Annotated in this window: 21 protein-coding genes and 1 pseudogene; 14 read left to right on the top strand and 8 right to left on the bottom strand. The window is 43.1% G+C overall.

Going from position 1 to position 19,085, the window contains the following annotated elements; translation table 11 throughout:
• Positions 1 to 295 precede the first annotated feature (295 nt).
• The 9 genes from MHB63_02350 to MHB63_02310 all read left to right on the top strand — a co-directional run bounded on the left by MHB63_02350 (position 296) and on the right by MHB63_02310 (position 6,138).
• Complete coding sequence (locus MHB63_02350) at positions 296 to 493, top strand: hypothetical protein (protein ID MEK3805428.1); 198 nt, start codon at positions 296 to 298, stop codon at positions 491 to 493.
• A gap of 56 nt (positions 494 to 549) precedes the next feature.
• Positions 550 to 852 carry a hypothetical protein gene (locus tag MHB63_02345; protein MEK3805427.1) on the top strand — a complete coding sequence of 101 codons (303 nt, stop codon included), beginning with the start codon at positions 550 to 552 and terminating at the stop codon, positions 850 to 852.
• 491 nt (positions 853 to 1,343) lie between these two features.
• A complete protein-coding gene (locus MHB63_02340; protein MEK3805426.1) occupies positions 1,344 to 2,195 on the top strand; it encodes a hypothetical protein in 852 nt (283 codons plus the stop codon).
• 29 nt (positions 2,196 to 2,224) lie between these two features.
• Positions 2,225 to 2,764 carry a GNAT family N-acetyltransferase gene (locus tag MHB63_02335; GenBank protein MEK3805425.1) on the top strand — a complete coding sequence of 180 codons (540 nt, stop codon included), beginning with the start codon at positions 2,225 to 2,227 and terminating at the stop codon, positions 2,762 to 2,764.
• 78 nt (positions 2,765 to 2,842) lie between these two features.
• Complete coding sequence (locus MHB63_02330) at positions 2,843 to 3,703, top strand: GyrI-like domain-containing protein (GenBank protein ID MEK3805424.1); 861 nt, start codon at positions 2,843 to 2,845, stop codon at positions 3,701 to 3,703.
• The gene (locus tag MHB63_02325) at positions 3,700 to 4,104 is read left to right on the top strand and encodes a VOC family protein (GenBank protein MEK3805423.1); all 405 of its coding nucleotides are present in this window, start codon (positions 3,700 to 3,702) and stop codon (positions 4,102 to 4,104) included. Before MHB63_02330 ends, MHB63_02325 begins: the two co-directional genes overlap by 4 nt.
• A gap of 1 nt (position 4,105) precedes the next feature.
• On the top strand, positions 4,106 to 4,810 hold the full coding sequence (locus MHB63_02320; protein MEK3805422.1) for a hypothetical protein: 705 nt from the start codon (positions 4,106 to 4,108) through the stop codon (positions 4,808 to 4,810).
• Between the two features lie 46 nt (positions 4,811 to 4,856).
• On the top strand, positions 4,857 to 5,135 hold the full coding sequence (locus tag MHB63_02315) for a hypothetical protein (GenBank protein ID MEK3805421.1): 279 nt from the start codon (positions 4,857 to 4,859) through the stop codon (positions 5,133 to 5,135).
• Between the two features lie 97 nt (positions 5,136 to 5,232).
• Positions 5,233 to 6,138: an alpha/beta hydrolase gene (locus MHB63_02310; GenBank protein MEK3805420.1), complete on the top strand. Its 906-nt coding sequence runs from the start codon at positions 5,233 to 5,235 to the stop codon at positions 6,136 to 6,138.
• Positions 6,139 to 6,184: 46 nt separating this feature from the next.
• On the opposite strand, the gene MHB63_02305 is transcribed toward MHB63_02310, so the two are convergent.
• Entirely contained in the window at positions 6,185 to 6,892 is a 708-nt protein-coding gene (locus MHB63_02305) for a type II CAAX endopeptidase family protein (protein MEK3805419.1), read from the bottom strand.
• 85 nt (positions 6,893 to 6,977) lie between these two features.
• On the opposite strand from MHB63_02305, the gene MHB63_02300 reads away from it, so the two are divergent.
• Positions 6,978 to 7,724 (top strand): MerR family transcriptional regulator, encoded by a 747-nt coding sequence (locus MHB63_02300; protein MEK3805418.1) that lies wholly within the window; start codon positions 6,978 to 6,980, stop codon positions 7,722 to 7,724.
• Between the two features lie 31 nt (positions 7,725 to 7,755).
• Here the strand turns inward: MHB63_02300 and MHB63_02295 are convergent, their stop codons facing one another.
• Positions 7,756 to 7,953 (bottom strand): helix-turn-helix transcriptional regulator, encoded by a 198-nt coding sequence (locus MHB63_02295; protein ID MEK3805417.1) that lies wholly within the window; start codon positions 7,951 to 7,953, stop codon positions 7,756 to 7,758.
• 136 nt (positions 7,954 to 8,089) lie between these two features.
• Here MHB63_02295 and MHB63_02290 point away from each other — a divergent pair, with 136 nt between their 5' ends.
• Positions 8,090 to 8,467: a DUF2283 domain-containing protein gene (locus MHB63_02290; GenBank protein MEK3805416.1), complete on the top strand. Its 378-nt coding sequence runs from the start codon at positions 8,090 to 8,092 to the stop codon at positions 8,465 to 8,467.
• Positions 8,468 to 8,572: 105 nt separating this feature from the next.
• Here the strand turns inward: MHB63_02290 and MHB63_02285 are convergent, their stop codons facing one another.
• Together MHB63_02285 and MHB63_02280 are read right to left on the bottom strand one after the other, a co-directional pair.
• Positions 8,573 to 8,815, bottom strand: coding sequence for a hypothetical protein (locus MHB63_02285; GenBank protein MEK3805415.1), 243 nt, complete (start codon positions 8,813 to 8,815; stop codon positions 8,573 to 8,575).
• 78 nt (positions 8,816 to 8,893) lie between these two features.
• Complete coding sequence (locus tag MHB63_02280; GenBank protein ID MEK3805414.1) at positions 8,894 to 9,517, bottom strand: HNH endonuclease family protein; 624 nt, start codon at positions 9,515 to 9,517, stop codon at positions 8,894 to 8,896.
• Between the two features lie 849 nt (positions 9,518 to 10,366).
• Here MHB63_02280 and MHB63_02275 point away from each other — a divergent pair.
• From MHB63_02275 to MHB63_02265, 3 genes are read left to right on the top strand one after another with little or no spacing between them, the layout of a single operon-like run.
• Complete coding sequence (locus tag MHB63_02275; GenBank protein MEK3805413.1) at positions 10,367 to 10,786, top strand: MerR family transcriptional regulator; 420 nt, start codon at positions 10,367 to 10,369, stop codon at positions 10,784 to 10,786.
• 43 nt (positions 10,787 to 10,829) lie between these two features.
• On the top strand, positions 10,830 to 12,203 hold the full coding sequence (locus MHB63_02270) for a hemolysin family protein (GenBank protein MEK3805412.1): 1,374 nt from the start codon (positions 10,830 to 10,832) through the stop codon (positions 12,201 to 12,203).
• Positions 12,191 to 13,249: a hemolysin family protein gene (locus tag MHB63_02265; GenBank protein MEK3805411.1), complete on the top strand. Its 1,059-nt coding sequence runs from the start codon at positions 12,191 to 12,193 to the stop codon at positions 13,247 to 13,249. Before MHB63_02270 ends, MHB63_02265 begins: the two co-directional genes overlap by 13 nt.
• 106 nt (positions 13,250 to 13,355) lie before the next feature.
• On the opposite strand, the pseudogene MHB63_02260 reads toward MHB63_02265, so the two are convergent.
• From MHB63_02260 to MHB63_02245, 4 genes and pseudogenes are all read right to left on the bottom strand, one after another.
• A pseudogene (locus MHB63_02260) lies at positions 13,356 to 14,916 on the bottom strand (IS1182 family transposase).
• Between the two features lie 176 nt (positions 14,917 to 15,092).
• Complete coding sequence (locus MHB63_02255) at positions 15,093 to 16,427, bottom strand: (Fe-S)-binding protein (protein ID MEK3805410.1); 1,335 nt, start codon at positions 16,425 to 16,427, stop codon at positions 15,093 to 15,095.
• Positions 16,424 to 17,836 carry a glycolate oxidase subunit GlcD gene (gene glcD / locus MHB63_02250; protein MEK3805409.1) on the bottom strand — a complete coding sequence of 471 codons (1,413 nt, stop codon included), beginning with the start codon at positions 17,834 to 17,836 and terminating at the stop codon, positions 16,424 to 16,426. Before glcD ends, MHB63_02255 begins: the two co-directional genes overlap by 4 nt.
• Before the next feature lie 99 nt (positions 17,837 to 17,935).
• On the bottom strand, positions 17,936 to 19,051 hold the full coding sequence (locus MHB63_02245; protein MEK3805408.1) for a sugar diacid recognition domain-containing protein: 1,116 nt from the start codon (positions 19,049 to 19,051) through the stop codon (positions 17,936 to 17,938).
• Between the last annotated feature and the right edge of the window lie 34 nt (positions 19,052 to 19,085).

Below are 19,085 nucleotides of genomic sequence, written 5' to 3'. Positions count from 1 at the left end.
TGTTAATATCAACTTCAAATCAATTGTAATTATTATTGTTATTGATGAACATATGGATAAGGAGAATTAAGATTTTAGTGAGTAGGTCTTATGCAACAATCGGGGGCAATTGCTTAACAAAGTTTCGTCTTTTTTCATAGAAGTAACGGCAACTTTGCTTAATAGGAAACTCGAAAAGCTGGTGGTTCATTGGAGAATATTAAATGGATAAATGGAAGTTATAAAGAAGATAATCGCTTCTTTTATTGAACTCTTTAAGAAGTAAGCAAAGATATAAAAGGTAGGAGGATGACCATTGGGTAAAACAGTTACCTTTTCTTTCGCTAGTTCCAATTATGTAGGTATAGAAGCGACAGAAACATTTAGTCTTAAAGAACTAGGAATTGACGCGGAACTCAATGATGAAAATTTGAAAACAGAATTAGATAAATTATTTCAGGCTTGGGTTTGGGATAAGATTAATATTTCATATAGTATTGTAATAAGTGACTAGGTAAAGATTCTATGTGCTATTTTGAATGTTGGACAAAAGGTGGTGGTTATCAATAAATGAATAAGAAGCTAGGATATGCAAGTATATTAGCAGGCTTAGTGCTTATAGGCGTGTCAGTAATAAACTTCACCACTCCTATTGGTGAAAAGGAAATGTCAATTGGTCATACATATCTAGGTATTTCTGAACCAGTTCCCACTCTGTTAGGATTATTTTTTGGAACAGTTTTAATTTGCTGCTCTCTTAACCTTATATGGAAAATATCAGCAAAAAAGGTAATTAAAATAGCGGTATTATCCTTAATTGTCATTTCTCTATTTCCAATAGTCATACTATTCTTTTATGCTGGCTCCATTTAAATTTCTGCTAGGCGATTTATTAAGCAATCGGGGGCATTAATGGAAAAATATATTAACTCAGATAAAAGCGGTGCGAATTAGCGTGCTAATTCTAATGCTATTCCCGGTGCTAAATACAGTGTGATTTCAGGTTTTCCCTCCCCAAACAGAACCCCTTAAGATATGACTCTTCGTTTTAAAAAAATGTGAGCTGAAGGTTCATAAATTATCAAGATATGACCCTTCGCTTAAAAAGATGTGAGCTGAATGTTCATTAACCAGTGAGATATAACCCTTCGTTTGAAAAGAAATAAGCTGAAGGTTCATAATCCTTCTAGATATAACCATTCAATGAAGTAGACCCCAGCTAAAGGTGCATAAGCAATTGAAATACACCCAGTCTCATCATGAAAACCGTCATTAACGTAAATGGCGGTTTTTCTGTTTACCAAAATTTGATAGAATCGTATAATTTAAAAAGTAAACGCTTTATAGATTATTGGGAGGCATCAATGAACAACATGAAAAGAACAAAAACGATTGTTTTATCCATTATCATTTCACTGCTTGTTTTTCCTATCGCGCTTGGCTTTGAAAACAACGGGAATCTGCTGATGGAGTATGCTAGAAACTTTGTATTTTGCACCGTGTACGGAGGGCCATTCCTTCTGATAGCAGGTGTGCCGGTTCACCTGCTGGCAGGATTTATTGTGGGAAAGGTTAAGAGATTTAAACTCACGGTCAGTTTTTTTATTCATATTCTTCCGGCTGCCATTATTGGATTTGCTTTGTTTGGAGAAGCAGGATTCTTAATCGGAATTCCAGTCATATCGGCTTCTGTCTTTTTCGCTGCGGACGCTGTAATCTACCGGAGAGTGAGCCATCCTGCCAAGATTGCAGGTGTTGTACTTTTACCAGCTTTGATTTACGTGCTAATGTGCATTCCTCAGCTTATTCAAAAGGTGGAATTTCAAGCGATCCAAAACGAACCTGAGCCGATGGCAGAGCTGACAGTTAATGAGGAGACAAGCCCTATCAGGCTGAGCACATGCTGGGACAGTGACGACAGCAGCGGGTGTCCCATTGACCGGGAACCGTATCTTCTCCCTACAGATGATGTGGGAGTGGCAGAATTTCAGGTGAATGGAGAGGCCTTTGCAGAGCTGAACTTTTTAAATACAGATCGCTCTTTTACGTTAGAAGTCTATTACCTTACGGAGAATGGCGTGGAGAAAATCAAGACAGATCAAAATGGATTTACACTGCCGGACGGTATAAAAGAGCAGGTGATTAAAGGCACGGCTACGATGGACAATTCTCAGAAAGTATCCTTTTCGGTTGGAATCAGGAGCGGGAACAGGTAAAGAAATATAGTTGTGATGGGGAGATCCAAATGAATCTAAATGTATATACAAAGCGTGACGTGCACTACATAATCCGTACTGCAGAACCTGAAGACGCAAAAGAATTATCAGAAGTGCGGTGGCAAATTGACGGCGAAACTGAGAACCTTGACCGGGTTCAGGGGGAAGCCCATCTGAATGAGCACCGCTTCAGGCAGCTTATAATGGATGATTCGGAAAAAACGTGCAACCTCTTTTTGGTAGCTGAAGCGGGTGGTAAAATAGCCGGCTTTTCAAGATGCGAGGGAAGCTCTCTGCAGCGGCTGGCTCACCAGGCTGAGTTTGGTGTTGGCGTCTTACAGGAGTACTGGGGGCTCGGTATTGGAAAAAATCTTCTGAAAGAATCGATTGCCTGGGCTGAAGCAGCGGGACTGAAGAAACTGACTCTAAAGGTGCTTCAAACGAATGAAAAAGCAATTAAGCTCTATGAGGCATGCGGCTTTGGGGTGGAAGGTATCCTGAAAAATGATAAATTTCTCTCAGACGGCAAGTATTATCATACGGTTGTGATGGGAAGAATTTGGCCTTGATTCCGACATTTTGAGGCAGAAATTGCCGGGTGCGGCACGCCCTTTTTTTATAGGATGGAAATGAAAGGAAGAACTTGGATGGAATGGCTAAATCGAATGAATGCAGCGCTTGATTATATCGAGGAGAACCTTGATAAGGAGATTGATTACAAACTGCTTGCCAGGGAAGCATGCTGCTCCGAGTATCATTTTTCGAGAATGTTCTCTTCAATTGCCGGACATTCTCTCTCGGAATATATCAGGCGCAGAAGGATGACTCTCGCAGCTTTTGAGCTCCAGAGAGGGGAAGCCAAAGTGATTGATCTTGCCGTTAAATACGGTTATGGCTCTCCAGATGCCTTTACAAAAGCTTTTAAGAAATTACATGGCTTCAGCCCTACTCAGGCAAGGGAGGAAAGGGTTCAGCTAAAGGCTTTTCCAAGACTGTCCTTTCAACTTTCAATAAAAGGGGATACGGAAATGGACTACAGAATCGAACATCTTGACTTTGAATTAAGACTCGCAGGAAAAAGCAAGCCGGTAAAAACGAGCCGTGCATTTAAAACCATACCAGGCTTATGGAGTGCAGCAAAAAAGGACGGATTCATGCAGCAGCTGAAGGCCATGGCCTGGGAGGAGCCAAAATGCACGCTGGAAAGTCTGCTTGGCGTCTGCGGAAAAGAAGCAGCCATTATGGACGATGAATTTGACTATTTTATGGGCGTCAGATATGACGGTGAAGCGCCGGAAGGAACGGAGATTCTGACGATTCCGCCGAGCTCGTGGGCGGTCTTTCCGAATATTCCTGATGCATGGAAGCGTTTGTATTCAGAATGGGTGCCAACCTCAGGCTTTGACCTTGCCAGCCTGCCATGCATTGAATGCTACTACGGTCCGGGGCATAAGCCGAGGCATGAGTTATGGGTCCCGATTGTTGTAAATGATAGACAGGGGGAATGAGCACTTTGATTAAAAGAGTAGGCACGACCTATCTTCCGGTAGGAGATCCAAAAACAGCTTCCCAATGGTATCAGGAAAAATTGGGTGCCGTGGAGAAGTATCTCGACAATGAAAAGGCCATTTTGGATTTTGCAGGGCAAAGTTTTTTTCTTGTAAAGGCCATGCCGGGCGAGCGAACGGGATTCACTGCCTCTGACGGTCACAGGCATTTTTCAATGACCTTTGAAGTAGATGGCCTTGAAGCATTGGAAGCTTTGCGGAAAGACCTTTTATTGAAAGGTGCAGAGGCTGGTGAAATGGAAAATAGAGGACATGCAGGCCGCAATTTTGTTTTTCATGATCCGGACGGAAATGCATTTGACGTTTGGAGTGAGCTGAGTCCGAGCTATAGGGGGATATGAAGTGCCTGTTATCAGAAATATTCAGCTCTATGTACCAAACCGGGATTGGAACTGGGCCTTTGTAACCCAGACAAGGTGTATGGCGTTTCTGTACAGCCGCCTTTTGCCGAAGCTGAAAACGGAAGACTATAAAGGAATCCAGATTTTTTGCCTGGAAAATATGGAAGAGAAGCAGAAGATGGCCGTATATGAACATCTAATGTTTGACTATTTTCCGGTATTTTTAGTGACAGACGTTCGGAGATTTTTTGAATTGAGCGATGCAGACAAAAAGCGAGAAGCGGCAGCTATTGTCCATGAGGGTATGAAGATTGCAGCAGAAACATTGGATTGGGATGGAGCGGTTTTTGATGAGATTTTCCAGCAGATCAAAGACATGAATTACCAGAATATCTATCCCCTGGTGAAAAAAAGCAGTCCAAACCGGAAATATGTCTGCAGAATCATGTGTCATCATGAAGTGCACGGAATCGACGTATACATGGAGCTTGCCAAAAGGAATGGAAGAGTGATCAAAAGTGAGAAGCTTTTTTCGTCAGATTACACGGATGAACAGTCTCTCCTGCAGGCAGAATGGTCCCTGTTATGGAGGTTGAATCATAAAATTGAATTCGCTAATGATACATACCAGAATATATGGCGGCTTACATTCCTTGAAAAAGAAAAACCTGAAGAGCTGGTTTGGAGGATGCAGCGGGAGGGGTAGCTGCCTGCATCATGGTCATTCAAATTTTTATAAAGGAGATGTCTTGTTGTCTAAGAAATACTTTTCTATTTTATCTGCCTGTTTTCTCATACTAAGTGTTTTGCCGCTTGTGGCGGGGCTTACAAAGTGGGGAAATCCGCTTTATGAATGGGTGTTAACGATCAGTTTGTTTTTGCCTTTATCGTGCGCCCTGCTTGGTTTAATATTTGCGTTTGCAGGTGCTGGGGGCAAATTGAAAGGCAGTCTGATTATAATGAACGCTTTTGGAATCTCTCTTTCTGCTTTTATAGTGTTTATTGCATTTTTCGGTTTTAACCATCCGTAAACATTTTTCATAAGAATAATTCCTTTAAAGAATTTTGATTCCGCTTTTTTCTAAAGATGTGTGGAATAAACCATTCTTAATTTTAGGAGGACAAGAGTTGCTTGAACAAACCCATTCATTATCAGACGGAAGAAAAATAGGTTACTTGATTTACGGTGACAAAAACGGGGTTCCCCTTTTTTTGCTGCACGGGACACCGGGGTCAAGACTATGGTTTCTTGAAGATGATCATGCTGCAAAAAGTCTCGGTATCAAATTGATTGCAACGGATCGTCCGGGGTACGGACTTTCTGACAAGATGCCAGGCCGCTCCATTCTGGATTATTCAAATGACCTAAAAGAGCTTGCTGAATTTCTTGGACATGATACGTTTTCTGTTCTCGGTGTTTCAGGAGGAGGTGCATATGCTGCAGGCGCTGCGTACAAATTTCCTGAGAAGGTGACTCAGTGCATTCTGCTTTCATCAGCGACGCCTTTTCCAGAGGGAAAGCCGCCAAAATCCATGTCAAAAGAAAACAGGCTTGCCTTTATTCTAGCCAGCCGGGTTCCATGGCTGATTAAACTTGCCAATCGCTCTCAGAAAAAAATGATTGACTCCAAGCCGGAGGCGTTCAAAAAACAGCTGAAAAAAGGAGGCAGTCATTTAACAGACTGGGATAATCAAATTTTGCTTAATGATGAAATTCTTGATCAGACAATTGAGCATTTAAAGGAAGCTTACAGGCAAGGAGTAAATGAAGTAATTGAGGAGTCGGTACTTCTCACAAAGGAATGGGGATTTCCATTAGAAAAAATAAGAGTGCCTGTCACCATCTGGCATGGTGAAAAGGATACTCTGTCTCCTGTGGACCAAGTAAGGCTGATGGAGGAGAAACTAAACTCCGCTGAGACTCATTATATACCTGAAGCAGGTCATTTTTTATCGGAATACGATCATATGTGGGAACGAATTTTGAATGATTTTGCTCGGAAAGCTTTTTGGGAAAGGAAAATTTCATACTAAACGGCAAAGGACAAGGAACCGATAGAATCTGGTTCCTTGTCCTTTTTCACAAAAACACCACCAACAAAATGGATACCGCATTAACCACCCCATGAATAATAACCGCAGGCCAGATAGAATGTGTCTTCTCATAAGCCCATGCAAAGACAATTCCATCAAGAAAATTGATTGGCATGGCATTTGTCACAGGGTAATGAGCAGCGGTAAAAATCAGTGAAGAAAGCAGGATTCCCGCCCCGACACCAAGCCTTGTCCGCAGCCACCTGTATAAGAATCCCCGATAGAAGATTTCTTCGTACAGAGGCGATATAACTGCAGCGCTGACAAGCGCGAGAAGGATGGCAGAAGGAGCGATATCTCCAGTAAGCGTATCCGTCTTGCTGTTCTCATAGCTGACGCCGAAAAAACTGACGGCAGCCATTACGGCTGCACCTGCGGCAAGTAAAAACAGCACGCACAAGATGATGATTCCCCAGTCTTTTTTAAGAAAGGGACGCACTCCGACAGCAAGACAAGTTTCATTATGTGGCTTAAGCGCTAAAAAATAGACTCCTGTTAATAGAATGAGAGCAATGGTGGCACCAGTCAGTGTACCGGCGTATAAGGAATTGCCCAGCCATTGATCATATAAGGGCTGCATAGTGCCTTTTACTAGAAATATGACCAAACCAAATTCAAGCAGCATCAGAAGCAGAAATGTCTTTCCATTCCAAGGATCCTTTCTCTTCCAATCTGCGATTTTTCCATTTACCATATTCATCTGTCTCCTTCATAACTGTGATATACTTCCAGTATAAAAGGTGACGCAGCGTCACAATCAAGAGGTTTCGGAGGGAATTATGAAACGATGGACCACCGGTGAGGTTTCAAAAGAACATGCTGTATCTGTAAGAACTCTCCGCTATTACGATCAAATCGGCCTATTAAAGCCGAGCTGTAAGCAGGATAATGGAAGAAGGCATTATTCAGAGCAGGATCTTATGACGCTTGAGAAGATTCTGCTCCTAAAATCGCTGTCGCTGTCGCTTGATGACATTAGAATGATGATGGATAAGCTGTCATTCCGGGATATTCTGATTGCGCACCATCAGCATCTGCAGGAACAATTGGCCACGCTTGAGACAAGCATCAAAAATACGACTTCTCTGATTAATATGTATGACTTTGAAGGCAGCCTTTCCTGGGAGCGCGTATCGAAGCTTGTAAAATCCTCTAAAACAGTGAAGAAACAGTGGGTTGACTATTTTGCTGAAGATGAAAAGGAGTTTCTGAAAAAAAATCTCCCGGATCTTGGTGACAGCGGCAAACAAACGCAGCACTACCTTTCCCTTTTGCGGAGAATCGAATGGTGCATCAGCAGGGATATTTCTCCTGAAAGCGATGCGGGTATGGAGATTGGTCTTCAGCTGCTTGAAGCAGGGAGGGAAACGTTTGGAGAAGATGAGGAACTGATGGAGAAGTTTTGGGAGGTGCGGAAAAAGCCCTCAGAAGAATCCGGCCTTTACCCTGTCTCAGAAGGTGTACTCCTGTTTGCAGAAAAGTGTCTGGTATATGCGGCAGGCAGTGATGTAAACTCCGGGCAATGAGCGTATAAAACACTCATTGGCCGGGTTCTTTTTACTTTCTGGCGATCAATTCAGCGATTGTCATGTTGAAAATCGCGGATATAATAGAAATTTGATCTCTTGTGAGCTGTTTTTTCCCTCTTTCAATTGCAATAAGGGCGCTGATTGAAATACCGAGAGCGTGGGCGAGATAGCCTATTGGGATTCCTAATTCCTCTCTCAGCTTCCTCAGTTTAGATCCTTTAATCATAAACACCAGTCCTTTTTACTATCCTCTAGATATATCATCGGTCTTAGGTCATTTAATTTAAAGTTTGAATGTGTTTAGTTGATTGAAGGGAGCTCTGACTATTTAAATCAAGCAACTATGAAAAGGAGAATAAAATTTGAAAGCGAAAGTAAGCTATGACAACGATGCAGACATGGGCTATATTTATCTGCAGGCAAACAAGGAAACCAGTATTGTTGTAACAGAAGAGCTTGAAGTGAATGCTTTAATATCATTGGATATAGACAAGAAAAAAACAATAGAAGGAATTGAATTAGCAGGAGATGAAGCAGCGGCGTTAAGGGAGATGCTTTATAAGGGAGAAACTTATACGAAAACAGACCATCCTTATTCAGAAACCGGGCATGGCTTTTCACTGCGGATCAGCGAAAAAGCAGTCAAGAGCAAGTATCGGGTATCGGGAATTACGCTTTGTTTCTTAGATGAGGAATATAAAGGGTTTGTTGGATTTGATTTGGATGTTCCTGAAGAGTAATCTTTTAAAAATGAAATTTAACTTTTTAAGCACATTAAAAAACCACCTAATAAGTCCGAAAATGGACTTTGCAGGTGGCTTTCACTTTATTATCAGCTTATTGAATCATGGACGCTCAAGAACCCTTACAAGCATCTCGTGCACAACCTCATGATCACGCACATCATACAGCCTGTATTCCTCACCAGGAAGAGTGTACCACTCCGCGGCCCCGGCGTATGTAATAGCGAGATTCAGTACGCCGTCTTCATCGCAGGCAGTGACAAGTTCAAGCTCGCCGCTGATGACGCCGACTTCTGTGGTCATGACACCGTGGGTTGCGGTAAAAACAGTTGATTTCTTATCCATGCTGCCACCTCCGTCATTTGCTTAGATTATAGCATAAACGAGCAGCCGTGTTTGGCTGCTCGTTTTTTTAGTTATACATTAGTAAGAACAGCTATTGAGCATGCTTTGAAGCGCGGTCTTCTCTGATGACTGAAGGCTTAGTCCCCATTTGTATTTCGTACTGATCCACCATTTCGAGTATCCGCATGCTGCACCAGCGCGGGGAGGCTGCCACGTAGATGGGTCCTGGTCACCTTTGGAGCGGTTTGTGCTGGCGCTGACTGCAATCAGCTGAGGACCGCTTAAATCGTTTGCAAAGTCTTCGCGTTTGTCTGTTGTCCAGCTGCTTGCGCCTGAACGCCACGCTTCAGCAAGAGGGACGACATGATCGATGTCAAGGTCCGATGGGTCATAGAACGTCACACCATCATAGTAACTGTACCACTTTCCTGAAGTCACAGGACAAGTGCCGCTGTAGTAGTCAGCGTCACGCTTAAGCACAACCTGACGGGTGTCACAGCCGCTCCCTTGGCTGATCCAATGGGGAAATAAATCACGAGAGTAGCCGGTCATGGAACCTTCTGTCTTGACTGTCAAAGCATTAAGCTGGGTCTGTGCCGTGGACTTTGACGGAGTGCCTGGCGGCGTAGCATGGGTTTCCGGCAGAAATAAAGTGAATGAGAGTAGCAGTGCAAAAACAGATAATGAAGCTTTTTTCAGCATGTAGATGCCTCCTGTATGTAATTTTTATATGAATCTCATAACTTATAGTCAGTGAGATTAATAGACAGCATAATGAAAAAAGAGGGCGAAAGAGATGGGAATTTGTTTCTCTACTTGAAATGATAGTATGAAAAGAGAGATTTCTACAAGTTAATCAAATGTAAACTTCTTAACATTTATGCATGAATTTTCGCTGGTTTTAAGTCCGAAAGAATGAGAAAAGCAAACGGTGTTTTAAAGACTGAGGCTATTTGTCATGGGGGATTTTCATTAAAGGTAAGAAAAAGGCATCAAAACCCTTCACGCTTATTATTTACAAAAAGGTATAAAAATGAGTACATTGAAGGAGATGCTGTTTTAAATTTTTACAATTAATGGTTGGGTTTCAAGCTGAAAGGAAGCGAATGAAGTAAAAATGAGCGGTTTAGAGATTTGACTTTCAAGTGGTTTTATGAGTCTTATTAAAGGGTAGTTCAGAATATTGAACACAGGAGGGATTTATGTGTTAAAAGATAAGTTAAAGAAACTTTTGAAAGATCCGAAGGTGCAGAAAGCAGTTAAAGAACAAGTCGTTCCAATGGTGAAAAAACAGATTGAAAAGAGAAAAGGTAAAAAGTGAATGTTCGCTTTGAGGTAAGCTTACCGGCCGAAGGTAAGCTTTTTTGTTTTGAACTTTTGATCTTAGTCACAAAATTGATGAAATTTATTTCTTGAAGATTTTCCATTTTGAATATATGATACTAATCATAACCATAACGTGACGGTTTTACCTTAGACGATTGAAAGAATTGCGTTTGTAATTGAATATTTAGAGTGCGTAACGTTATGCTTTTCAAAAGTTTAACTAACATGAATGGGGGAAACCGCATTGGGAAAATGGGATTGCGCATCGGCCAGGTTGCTAAGCTGAGTGGATTATCCGTCAGAACCATTGATTATTATACCCGCTGCAGGCTGCTTCAAGTGGAGAGAAGTTCATCCAATTACCGGCTATATTCAGATGATGTTCTTGAAACCCTGAAAAAAATAAGCATCTTAAAACAGCAGCGGCTGACAATAGCTGAAATTCGAAAAGAACTTTTTTTAGAGAAAAAAACCGAAATTGGGAATCGTAAGAGTGATGATACCAATTGCAGAATTCGTCTTCAGCGGAAAATCTCCAGACTGAACCAGGTCCTGGAAAGTGCTTCAGAGGAAGAAAGAAACATTGTATATAAAGAGCTTGAAGACAGAATCTCAGGCATAATGGCGAGACTGAAAAACCGTTAGCTGTATTAATTGGAGGTGAATCCCTCACATTTGAGGGAAGATATTGGACATTATTACGATTATGAATTTGTTTTTGCTGGTTTTGCTGATTGCAGCTACCGCCTTTTTCGTTGCAGCAGAATTTGCGGTTGTTAAGATCCGCATGTCAAGAATCGATCAATTAATTGCAGAAGGCAGTAAAAAAGCGGTTGTTGCCAAAAAGGTGGCACATGATCTTGACTATTATTTGTCAGCCTGTCAGCTTGGAATTACAGTGACGGCTCTTGGTCTAGGTGCACTTGGTAAGCCCGCAGTTGAAGGACTTTTATATCCTGTCTTTGATTTGCTGAATGTTTCAGAATCGACTGCTTCCATTGCTTCTTATGCAATTGCTTTTCTTTTGGTAACATTCCTGCACGTTGTTGTCGGTGAAATGGCTCCTAAGACACTTGCCATTCAATTCTCAGAAAAAGCGACCATGCTCCTGTCTGCACCACTGTATTGGTTTGGAAAAGTAATGTATCCCTTTATTTGGGCATTAAACGGCACTTCCCGTGTCCTTTTAAGTGCATTTGGAGTGAAGCCGGCCGGTCATGAGCAGGCCTATTCGGAAGAAGAGCTGAAAATCATCATGGCTCAAAGCTTCCAGGGCGGGGAGCTAGATGAGACAGAGCTTGAATATATGGAGAATGTCTTTTCTTTTGATGAGCGAGTTGCAAAGGATATTATGGTTCCAAGAACTGATATTGTCGTACTTGATAAAGACATGCAGCGAGCTGAAATTATTGAAATTCTAGATGAGCACAACTACTCAAGATATCCTGTAGTAGAGAATAACGACAAGGATAGAGTTGTCGGAATGGTCAATGTGAAGAAAATGCTGAACCATCTTGCAGCCGGCAGAAATTATCAGCTTCAGCAGTGCGTCCGCGATATTCCGATTGTAATGGAAGGAACGAAGATTCAGGATGTGCTTTTGAAAATGCAGCAGGAACGGGTACACATGGCACTTGTCATTGATGAGTACGGCGGAACCTCAGGGATCCTGACTATGGAGGATGTGCTTGAGGAAATTGTCGGTGAAATCCGTGATGAGTTTGACGAAGATGAAATGGCTGATATGATCCAGACAAATGAAAGTACGTATGTCATTAACGGAAGAGTTCTTCTCGTGGAACTGGAAGACCGTTTCGGGCTAGTTTTCAATGATGTTGAGGATATTGACACGATTGGCGGATGGATTCAGCATCAGAAACTTGAAACCGTTCAGGAAGGCGATCAGATTAAACAGGACGATCATCTGTGGACCGTTCTTAAAATGGAGAACTTCCAGATTAAGCAGGTTGAGTTGCAGCAATATGCGCTTCGCGATCAGCAGGACAGAAGCGATATGTTGGAGGTGAACCCCTCACGCGGGGGAACAAATTGGACGGAATAATTGTATTAAACCTATTTTTAGTTGCCGTATTTATCGGATTAACGGCGTTTTTCGTCGGTGCTGAGTTTGCTATTCTCAAAGTGAGAATGTCAAGAATTGACCAGCTGATTGCAGAAGGAAATAAAAAAGCGATTTTGGCAAAAAAGGTTGCACAGGACTTAGACTATTATCTGTCAGCCTGCCAGCTTGGAATTACGATTACAGCACTTGTACTTGGAGCTTTGGGAGAACCGACTGTAGAAAGAATGCTGCACCCGGTTTTTGAAAGGTTTGATGTGCCTGAAGCCGTTTCAACAGTGCTTTCATATGCCATTGCATTATCTCTTGTTACTTTTTTGCACGTTGTTCTGGGGGAGCTCGCTCCAAAGACGCTTGCGATTCAGTTCGCGGAAAAAATGACCTTGCTGCTTGCCCCTGGTCTATACTGGTTCGGTAAAGTAATGAACCCCTTTATAAGCATTCTCAACGGTGCAGCGCAGTTTCTTCTCCGCATACTGGGTGTTAAGCCTGCCGGGCATGATACTGTGCATTCGGAAGAAGAGCTGAAAATGATTGTGACACAAAGCTATGAAAGCGGAGAAATCAATCAGACCGAACTTGCTTATTTAAAGAACATTTTTGCTTTTGATGAGCGGTTTTTAAAAGACGTGATGATTCCGGCAGCGAAAATTGCTGTGGTTAATCCGAATGAGCAGTTGCCGGGACTTGTTCAATTGCATGACAAACATGATTATACCCGTTATCCGGTGGCGGAAAATGGAAACATGGACCGGATTACAGGATTTGTCAACACGAAAGAAATCCTAACAAGTGCAGCTGCCGGAAGAGAAGTAAAGCTCGAGGATTACATTCACGAAATGCCACGCTTTTCAGAGCATGCTCTGTTAAAAGAAGTTCTGTTAAAAATGCAGGAAACACATGTGCACATGGCGATTGTAACAAATAAGCAGGGGAAAACTGCCGGCCTTGTCACCATGGAAGATATCCTTGAGGAAATTGTCGGGGAGATTCGCGATGAACACAAGGGCGGACTAGCTGCAACATAATAAAAATGAGGCTGGGACATAACTAGCTTCGAATAATGAAAAAGGCGAATTTGAGCTTGCTCAAATTCGCCTTTTTCTGTTTTATGAAGGAAGTCATTCTGCTACCTTAATGGTTGGCAGTGAATTTTCTTAGATTCACTGCCATTAACGCGAGGCCCATTTCGTTTTCGACCTTCGATTTTCCTCGTACAGAAAATCGAACGAAACGCAAATTAGCCTTCAAGAATCCAAAAACTGGTTCCACATCGATTTTGCGTCTTCGATAGATGGCACCTGTTTTTTCCTCTGAAAGCTTCTCTTTTACATATTCTTTTTGCTTCTCCCATTCCTCATTCAACATGAGTCTTCGATTGTTTTCTTCTTTCGCTTTTGTACACGATGAACGAAATGGACATCCTGAACAGTCTTCACACTCATACACTTTGTAGTTCCGTTGAAAACCTGTTCGGTCTTGACGGGTAGATGAAAAGCGGAATGTCAGCTGTTTTTGATTTGGGCAGGTGTAGCTGTCGGATTCTTTATCATAGGCCCAGTTGTCCGGATGAAGAATGTTCTGTTTGTGCTTCTTCTTTTGTTCTTTCAAATACATGTTATATGTAATCAGAGCTTCGCGGTTTCGATTCGAGAGGATATCATGGTAATTTTGTTCACTTCCATACCCTGCATCTGCGACGATGTGATTCGGCAGCTCGAAGTAATTCTTCTCCATCTCATCTAAAAAGGGAATCAGTGTACGTGTATCGGTGGGATTCCAGAATAGACTGTAGGCAAGTGTATATTGGGCTTCGGTTGCGATCTGCACGTTGTAACCGGCTTTTAGCTGTCCGTTTTGCATATAATCTTCTTTCATTCGCATGAATGTCGCATCCGGATCTGTTTTTGAATAACTATTCCGTTTTCCTAAGATCTCAAGGTCCCGTTGGTATTTCTGTTTGCGCAAAATAAAGTCCAGCAACTGCTTTCGCACTTGTTTCGGGTATTTGCGCTCCGTTCGTAACGCTTTCCGTTCTGAAACATCTGTTGAAGCTTCGATTTGTTTATGTTTATCATACTCGGTTACGACATCGTCTACTTTTTCAGCCATTTGGGTGAGTTCTTTCAGTGATAACTGTTCATCACTTTCACGTTTCATCTCAGGGATGATCTCGTTTTCCAACAGCTCATTGTATAACTGGTTTGATCTTTCCACGAGACTTTGTTGGTATTTTTCAACGGATTTCTTCCAGACGAAGGTAAACTTATTTGCGTTCGCCTCAATCTTCGTACCATCAATAAAAATGGCCTCTTGATCAATCAGTTTTTCTTCAATCAATTGGCATCGAAATTGCACAAAACACTGGCGGATTAACTCTTTTACGTCGGATTGAACACGGAAACGGTTAATCGTGCGGTAACTGGGCTCGTATCCTTGTGCCAGCCACATCATGCGAAGGCTGTCTTTTCTTGCGACCTGAGAACACAGATTGCGTATAGGCACATAAGATAATTTTCAGCATCATGCGTGGATGATAGGAAGGACAGCCTTCCTTTCGAAGAAAGGATTCAAAGGCTTCAGGAGGAATGCTTTCAACTAAGTGGTGGACATGAAACGCAATATCATTATCTTGTAATTTCACTTCCAAATCTAAAGGCAAAACTAATTGATTCATGATATAATCTTTAAACATAAGGACCCTTCTTCCCGATGAAATTTTGTGTGGTAACTTTATTTTATCAGAAGTGGTCCTTATTTTAATTCCCAAACATAATAAAAGCCGGTGACATTTTACTCGTCGTAAAATGTCACCGGCTTTTTCAGTTCAGAGGAGGGTTTTGTCCCAGCCTCATTTTATGTGCAATCATCTTAAATGGATGAATGACCTTCTGCTGCTTCAAGCAGCAAGTCGGCAATGTGAACGGCTCTCACTTTGTCAGACAGCCCTTCACGCTCGATGCCGAGTTTCATTTGGAGCAGGCAGCCGGGGTTGGCGGTAACGATGGTTACTGCACCGGTTGCTTTGGCGTTCTTCATTTTAGTGTCCAGAATCTGCATGGACATCTCCGATTCTACGATGTTGTAGATGCCCGCAGATCCGCAGCAGCTGTCCGCGTTTTTCATTTCGCGGTAGTCAATGTTGGCGATGGCCTTAAGCAGCCTGCGCGGTTCGCTTGATGTTTTCATGACATTCCGCAAGTGGCATGAATCCTGATAGGTGACCACCTGATGCGGGAGCTTCAGTTTCATTTTGTGAAATTCAAGTTCTGCCAGAATGCTTGTAAAGTCCTTCAATTTGCCGGAAAAGTCTTTTGCGCGTTCTGACCATTCTGCGTCGTCTTTCAGCAGGTGGTCATAGTCGATTAAAAAGGCGCCGCAGCCACCTGCATTTGTGATGATGTAGTCAACTTGAAGGTCTTCAAAGGCTTTGATATTCCGCTTTGCAAGGTCTTTGGCCGAGTCTTTTTCTCCGCTGTGGCCATGCAGTGCCCCGCAGCAGGCCTGATTTTCCGGGATGACAATTTCACAGCCCGAGAGCTGGAGAAGCTTCATGGTGGCGTCATTTGTTTTCATAAACATTGTGTCCATGAGACAGCCTGAGAAAAAGGCGACGCGCTTTCGTTTTTCCGGTTTGGCAGGAAGGTACGTTGGCCGGTTTTTCATTTCTTTTCGTGTTGGAATTTCCGGGAGCACTTTTTCCATTGAAGACAGACTGTCGGGCAGGATTTTCATCATTCCGGTAGAGCGAACGGCTTTCTGCAGACCTGAACGCTGATAAAATCCGATTAATCCAGTTAACGTACGCATGCGATCCTGATGAGGGAAAAGGCCGTCAAATACGGCTTTGCGGACTGTCCGCACAGGCAGCGAGTGTTTTTTATTCTGGTTAATGATGTCCCGCGCCTCTTCAAGCAAGTGACCATAATTGACTCCTGACGGACAGACCGGCTCGCATGCTCTGCACCCGAGGCACATGTTCAGTGATTTTTCAACGTCTTCATCAGGCTCGATCAGGCCATCCACTACTGCTTTCATCAGGGCAATCCGTCCTCTTGGGGAATGGGATTCCTGAAAGCCGGACTCGATATAGGTCGGACAGCTCGGCAGACAGAATCCGCAGCGCATGCAGTTCAGAAGCTCATCCTCATCCATCCGCTCCTGAAACTGCTGCTGGATCGTTTCGCGCTCTTTTACCGTTGTCATTTTGAAACCACCACCCGTTTTCTTGAGTCTTTTGCAAACATTTTTCCCGGGTTCATAATGTTATTTGGATCAAAGGAGTGTTTAATGGCTTTCATCGCGGCAATTCCTTCTTTTCCGGCCTTCAGTTCAAGGTAAGGAGCTTTCATGACCCCGACTCCGTGTTCTCCTGTGATTGTCCCGCCGAGTTCAATGGCTTTGATGAAAATTTCTTCAAACGCTTTTTCCACACGTTCAATTTCTTCATGATTCCTTACATCGGTTAAGCAGGTAGGATGGAGGTTACCGTCACCTGCATGACCGAATGTGCAGATGTTCAGATTGTATTTTTTAGCAATTTCACTTGTGGCCACGACCATTTTGGCGATTTCCGAGCGGGGGACGGTTGCATCCTCAAGGATCGTTGTCGGCTTCAGCCGTGCAAGAGCGGATAGGGCAGATCGGCGGGCTGTCCGGAGTCCGTCTGCTTCTTCTTCTGATTCCGCGACTCTTACAGATACGGCATGTTCTTCTTCGCAAATGGCAGCCATTTTCAGCATATCTCTTTTCACGACATCAATAGGACCGTCCTGCTCGATTAAAAGGACGGCTTTTACGTCAGTAGGCAGTCCGATTTTCGCAAAGTCTTCCACAACTTTTAAAGTGGGCTGATCAAGGAATTCAAGCGTTGTCGGAATGATTTTATTTGCGATGATTTTGGAAACGGATTTTGCGGCCGCTTCCAAATCCTGATAGAGGGCGAGCATCGTCATTTTATCCTCAGGCATCGGAATGAGCTTGAGAATGGCTTTTGTGACAATGCCAAGCGTTCCTTCCGATCCGACGAAAAGACGTGTCAAGTCATAGCCCGCGACATCCTTCGCAAGCTTTCCGCCAGTTTTGATGATGTCGCCGTTTGCCAGGACGATTTCGAGTCCCATGACATAATCACGTGTTACGCCATACTTGAGACCGCGCAGGCCTCCGGAGTTTTCATTGATATTTCCGCCGATAGTCGAGATTTTCATCGAGCTTGGGTCTGGGGGATAGAACAGACCCTTTTCCTCGACGGCATGGATAAGATCCAGGGTAATGACACCGGGCTCTACAGTAGCCGTAAGGTTTTCTTCGTCGATCTCAAGAATCCGGTTCATATGTTTAAAAAGCAGGACAATTCCGCCTTCGGTCGGGCACGTTCCCGCACAAAGGTTGGTTCCTGAGCCCCTCGGGACAATGGGAATGCTGTGTTCATTGCAAAGTTTAACGATTTCCGCCGTTTCCTGAGTATTTCTTGGAGCAATCACAGCGTCTGGAAGGGATTGAAACTGGGGGGTGGCATCGTAGGAATAGACGAGTCGGCCTGCTTTGGAATCATCGTAGTTTTCTGCTCCGGCAATAGCCTGAAGCCTAGTTTTTATCTGTTCGGGTATCATAAAACAGTCCTCCTCTATAAATGAACGAATAAGTACCTTTATCATAAAAAAGAGAAAGAGGATTAACTATGGTTAATCCTCCAAATATTTGCGGCTTTTTTATTCTTTTTTTGGCTGTTCATCTAAAAAGAGAAGAGCGAGATATAAGATTGTCATGTCATGTGTATGGCGGGGATTCAATCCTGTAAGTTCCTCGATCCGTTTCATCCTGTAGTGAAGGGTATTGATGTGAATATGAAGAACGTCGGCTGCAGCCTTGAAGGATTGATTTTGCCGTATGAATGTTTGAAGTGTATCGATAAGTTCTCTCTCACGTTCCATTGAATGGATTGTTCTTCTGACAAAGTCTTTTTTTGTTTCCTTTTTAATATCTTTGAGAAGCATTTCCAGGCGCAGGTCATCATCAAACACAATCTCTTTTGTTTTTTTGGCTGTGTTTAAAGCACGGTCTGCCTGCTGAAACGAGAGGTGAACATGCTGAGGGGATGCAGGCTGTCCTATTCCGATTGACAAATCGAGCCCGTACCGGTTTTTGAGGTAATCACGGATTTGTCCGGCGAAATGGTGTATCCGCTCTTTTTTCTTAATTCCCGAAAGGAGAATGACGAACCGGTCGTTTCCCCATCGGACAAAGACATCAGCTGTTTCACGTGTGAAAGTCTGCATAAGATCATTCAAAGTTTGTTGGCTGATCAGTCCTTCTATTTCGCTTGAGCAGTGACCGATAAGAACCTGTCTTTCCAGCGTCAGATCGACCCCGAGCAATTCCGCCTGGCTGATAAATTCCTCTGTCCAGTCTGACTTTTGAACCCAGTCAAAGACGAAAGCTTCAAGTGCACGCGCACGCCACTCAACCTGCTCGGAATAGTAGCGTTCATTCATCAAAAGCTCCGTCATTCTTCTCAGGATTTCCCCGTATGATGATACTCGTTCGGGATTACCTGTAATGCCGATGACACCGGCAATCTGATGCTGGAAAAAGACAGGAAGATTGATGCCTGCTTTCACACCTTTGAGTGTTTTTTGATCTTCTTCCGTTATCACCCGCATGATTTTTTCCTGTATACAGATGAGCGCACCCTCATGAAAAGTACCGACTCTGCTTTTATCCGTGCTGGCAATGATTGTACCGGTCGTATCGGCAACGATTAATTCCTCATGAATAAGATGATTCATTTCTGAAATGATGCTTTCTGCGAGTGCGGGTTTGATCATATTGAATCCTCCGGATCTGTTTGTATCATTAGTT

It is taken from the genome of Bacillus sp. FSL H8-0547 (genome assembly GCA_038002745.1).
Taxonomy (GTDB): domain Bacteria; phylum Bacillota; class Bacilli; order Bacillales; family Bacillaceae; genus Bacillus_P.
The sequence above is the reverse complement of the archived record's forward strand: the minus strand, read 5'-3'. Positions and strand labels throughout refer to the sequence as shown.

What these genes read in the sequence shown, in the direction of transcription:
- MHB63_02285 (MEK3805415.1), bottom strand. Translation starts at nt 8,815, where the DNA reads ATGGATAAGAAATCAACTGTTTTTACCGCAACCCACGGTGTCATGACC.
- MHB63_02275 (MEK3805413.1), top strand. Translation starts at nt 10,367, where the DNA reads ATGAATGGGGGAAACCGCATTGGGAAAATGGGATTGCGCATCGGCCAG.
- MHB63_02300 (MEK3805418.1), top strand. Translation starts at nt 6,978, where the DNA reads ATGAAACGATGGACCACCGGTGAGGTTTCAAAAGAACATGCTGTATCT.
- MHB63_02335 (MEK3805425.1), top strand. Translation starts at nt 2,225, where the DNA reads ATGAATCTAAATGTATATACAAAGCGTGACGTGCACTACATAATCCGT.
- MHB63_02325 (MEK3805423.1), top strand. Translation starts at nt 3,700, where the DNA reads ATGAGCACTTTGATTAAAAGAGTAGGCACGACCTATCTTCCGGTAGGA.
- MHB63_02245 (MEK3805408.1), bottom strand. Translation starts at nt 19,051, where the DNA reads ATGATCAAACCCGCACTCGCAGAAAGCATCATTTCAGAAATGAATCAT.
- MHB63_02345 (MEK3805427.1), top strand. Translation starts at nt 550, where the DNA reads ATGAATAAGAAGCTAGGATATGCAAGTATATTAGCAGGCTTAGTGCTT.
- MHB63_02330 (MEK3805424.1), top strand. Translation starts at nt 2,843, where the DNA reads ATGGAATGGCTAAATCGAATGAATGCAGCGCTTGATTATATCGAGGAG.
- MHB63_02305 (MEK3805419.1), bottom strand. Translation starts at nt 6,892, where the DNA reads ATGGTAAATGGAAAAATCGCAGATTGGAAGAGAAAGGATCCTTGGAAT.
- MHB63_02340 (MEK3805426.1), top strand. Translation starts at nt 1,344, where the DNA reads ATGAACAACATGAAAAGAACAAAAACGATTGTTTTATCCATTATCATT.
- MHB63_02295 (MEK3805417.1), bottom strand. Translation starts at nt 7,953, where the DNA reads ATGATTAAAGGATCTAAACTGAGGAAGCTGAGAGAGGAATTAGGAATC.
- MHB63_02280 (MEK3805414.1), bottom strand. Translation starts at nt 9,517, where the DNA reads ATGCTGAAAAAAGCTTCATTATCTGTTTTTGCACTGCTACTCTCATTC.
- glcD (MEK3805409.1), bottom strand. Translation starts at nt 17,836, where the DNA reads ATGATACCCGAACAGATAAAAACTAGGCTTCAGGCTATTGCCGGAGCA.
- MHB63_02255 (MEK3805410.1), bottom strand. Translation starts at nt 16,427, where the DNA reads ATGACAACGGTAAAAGAGCGCGAAACGATCCAGCAGCAGTTTCAGGAG.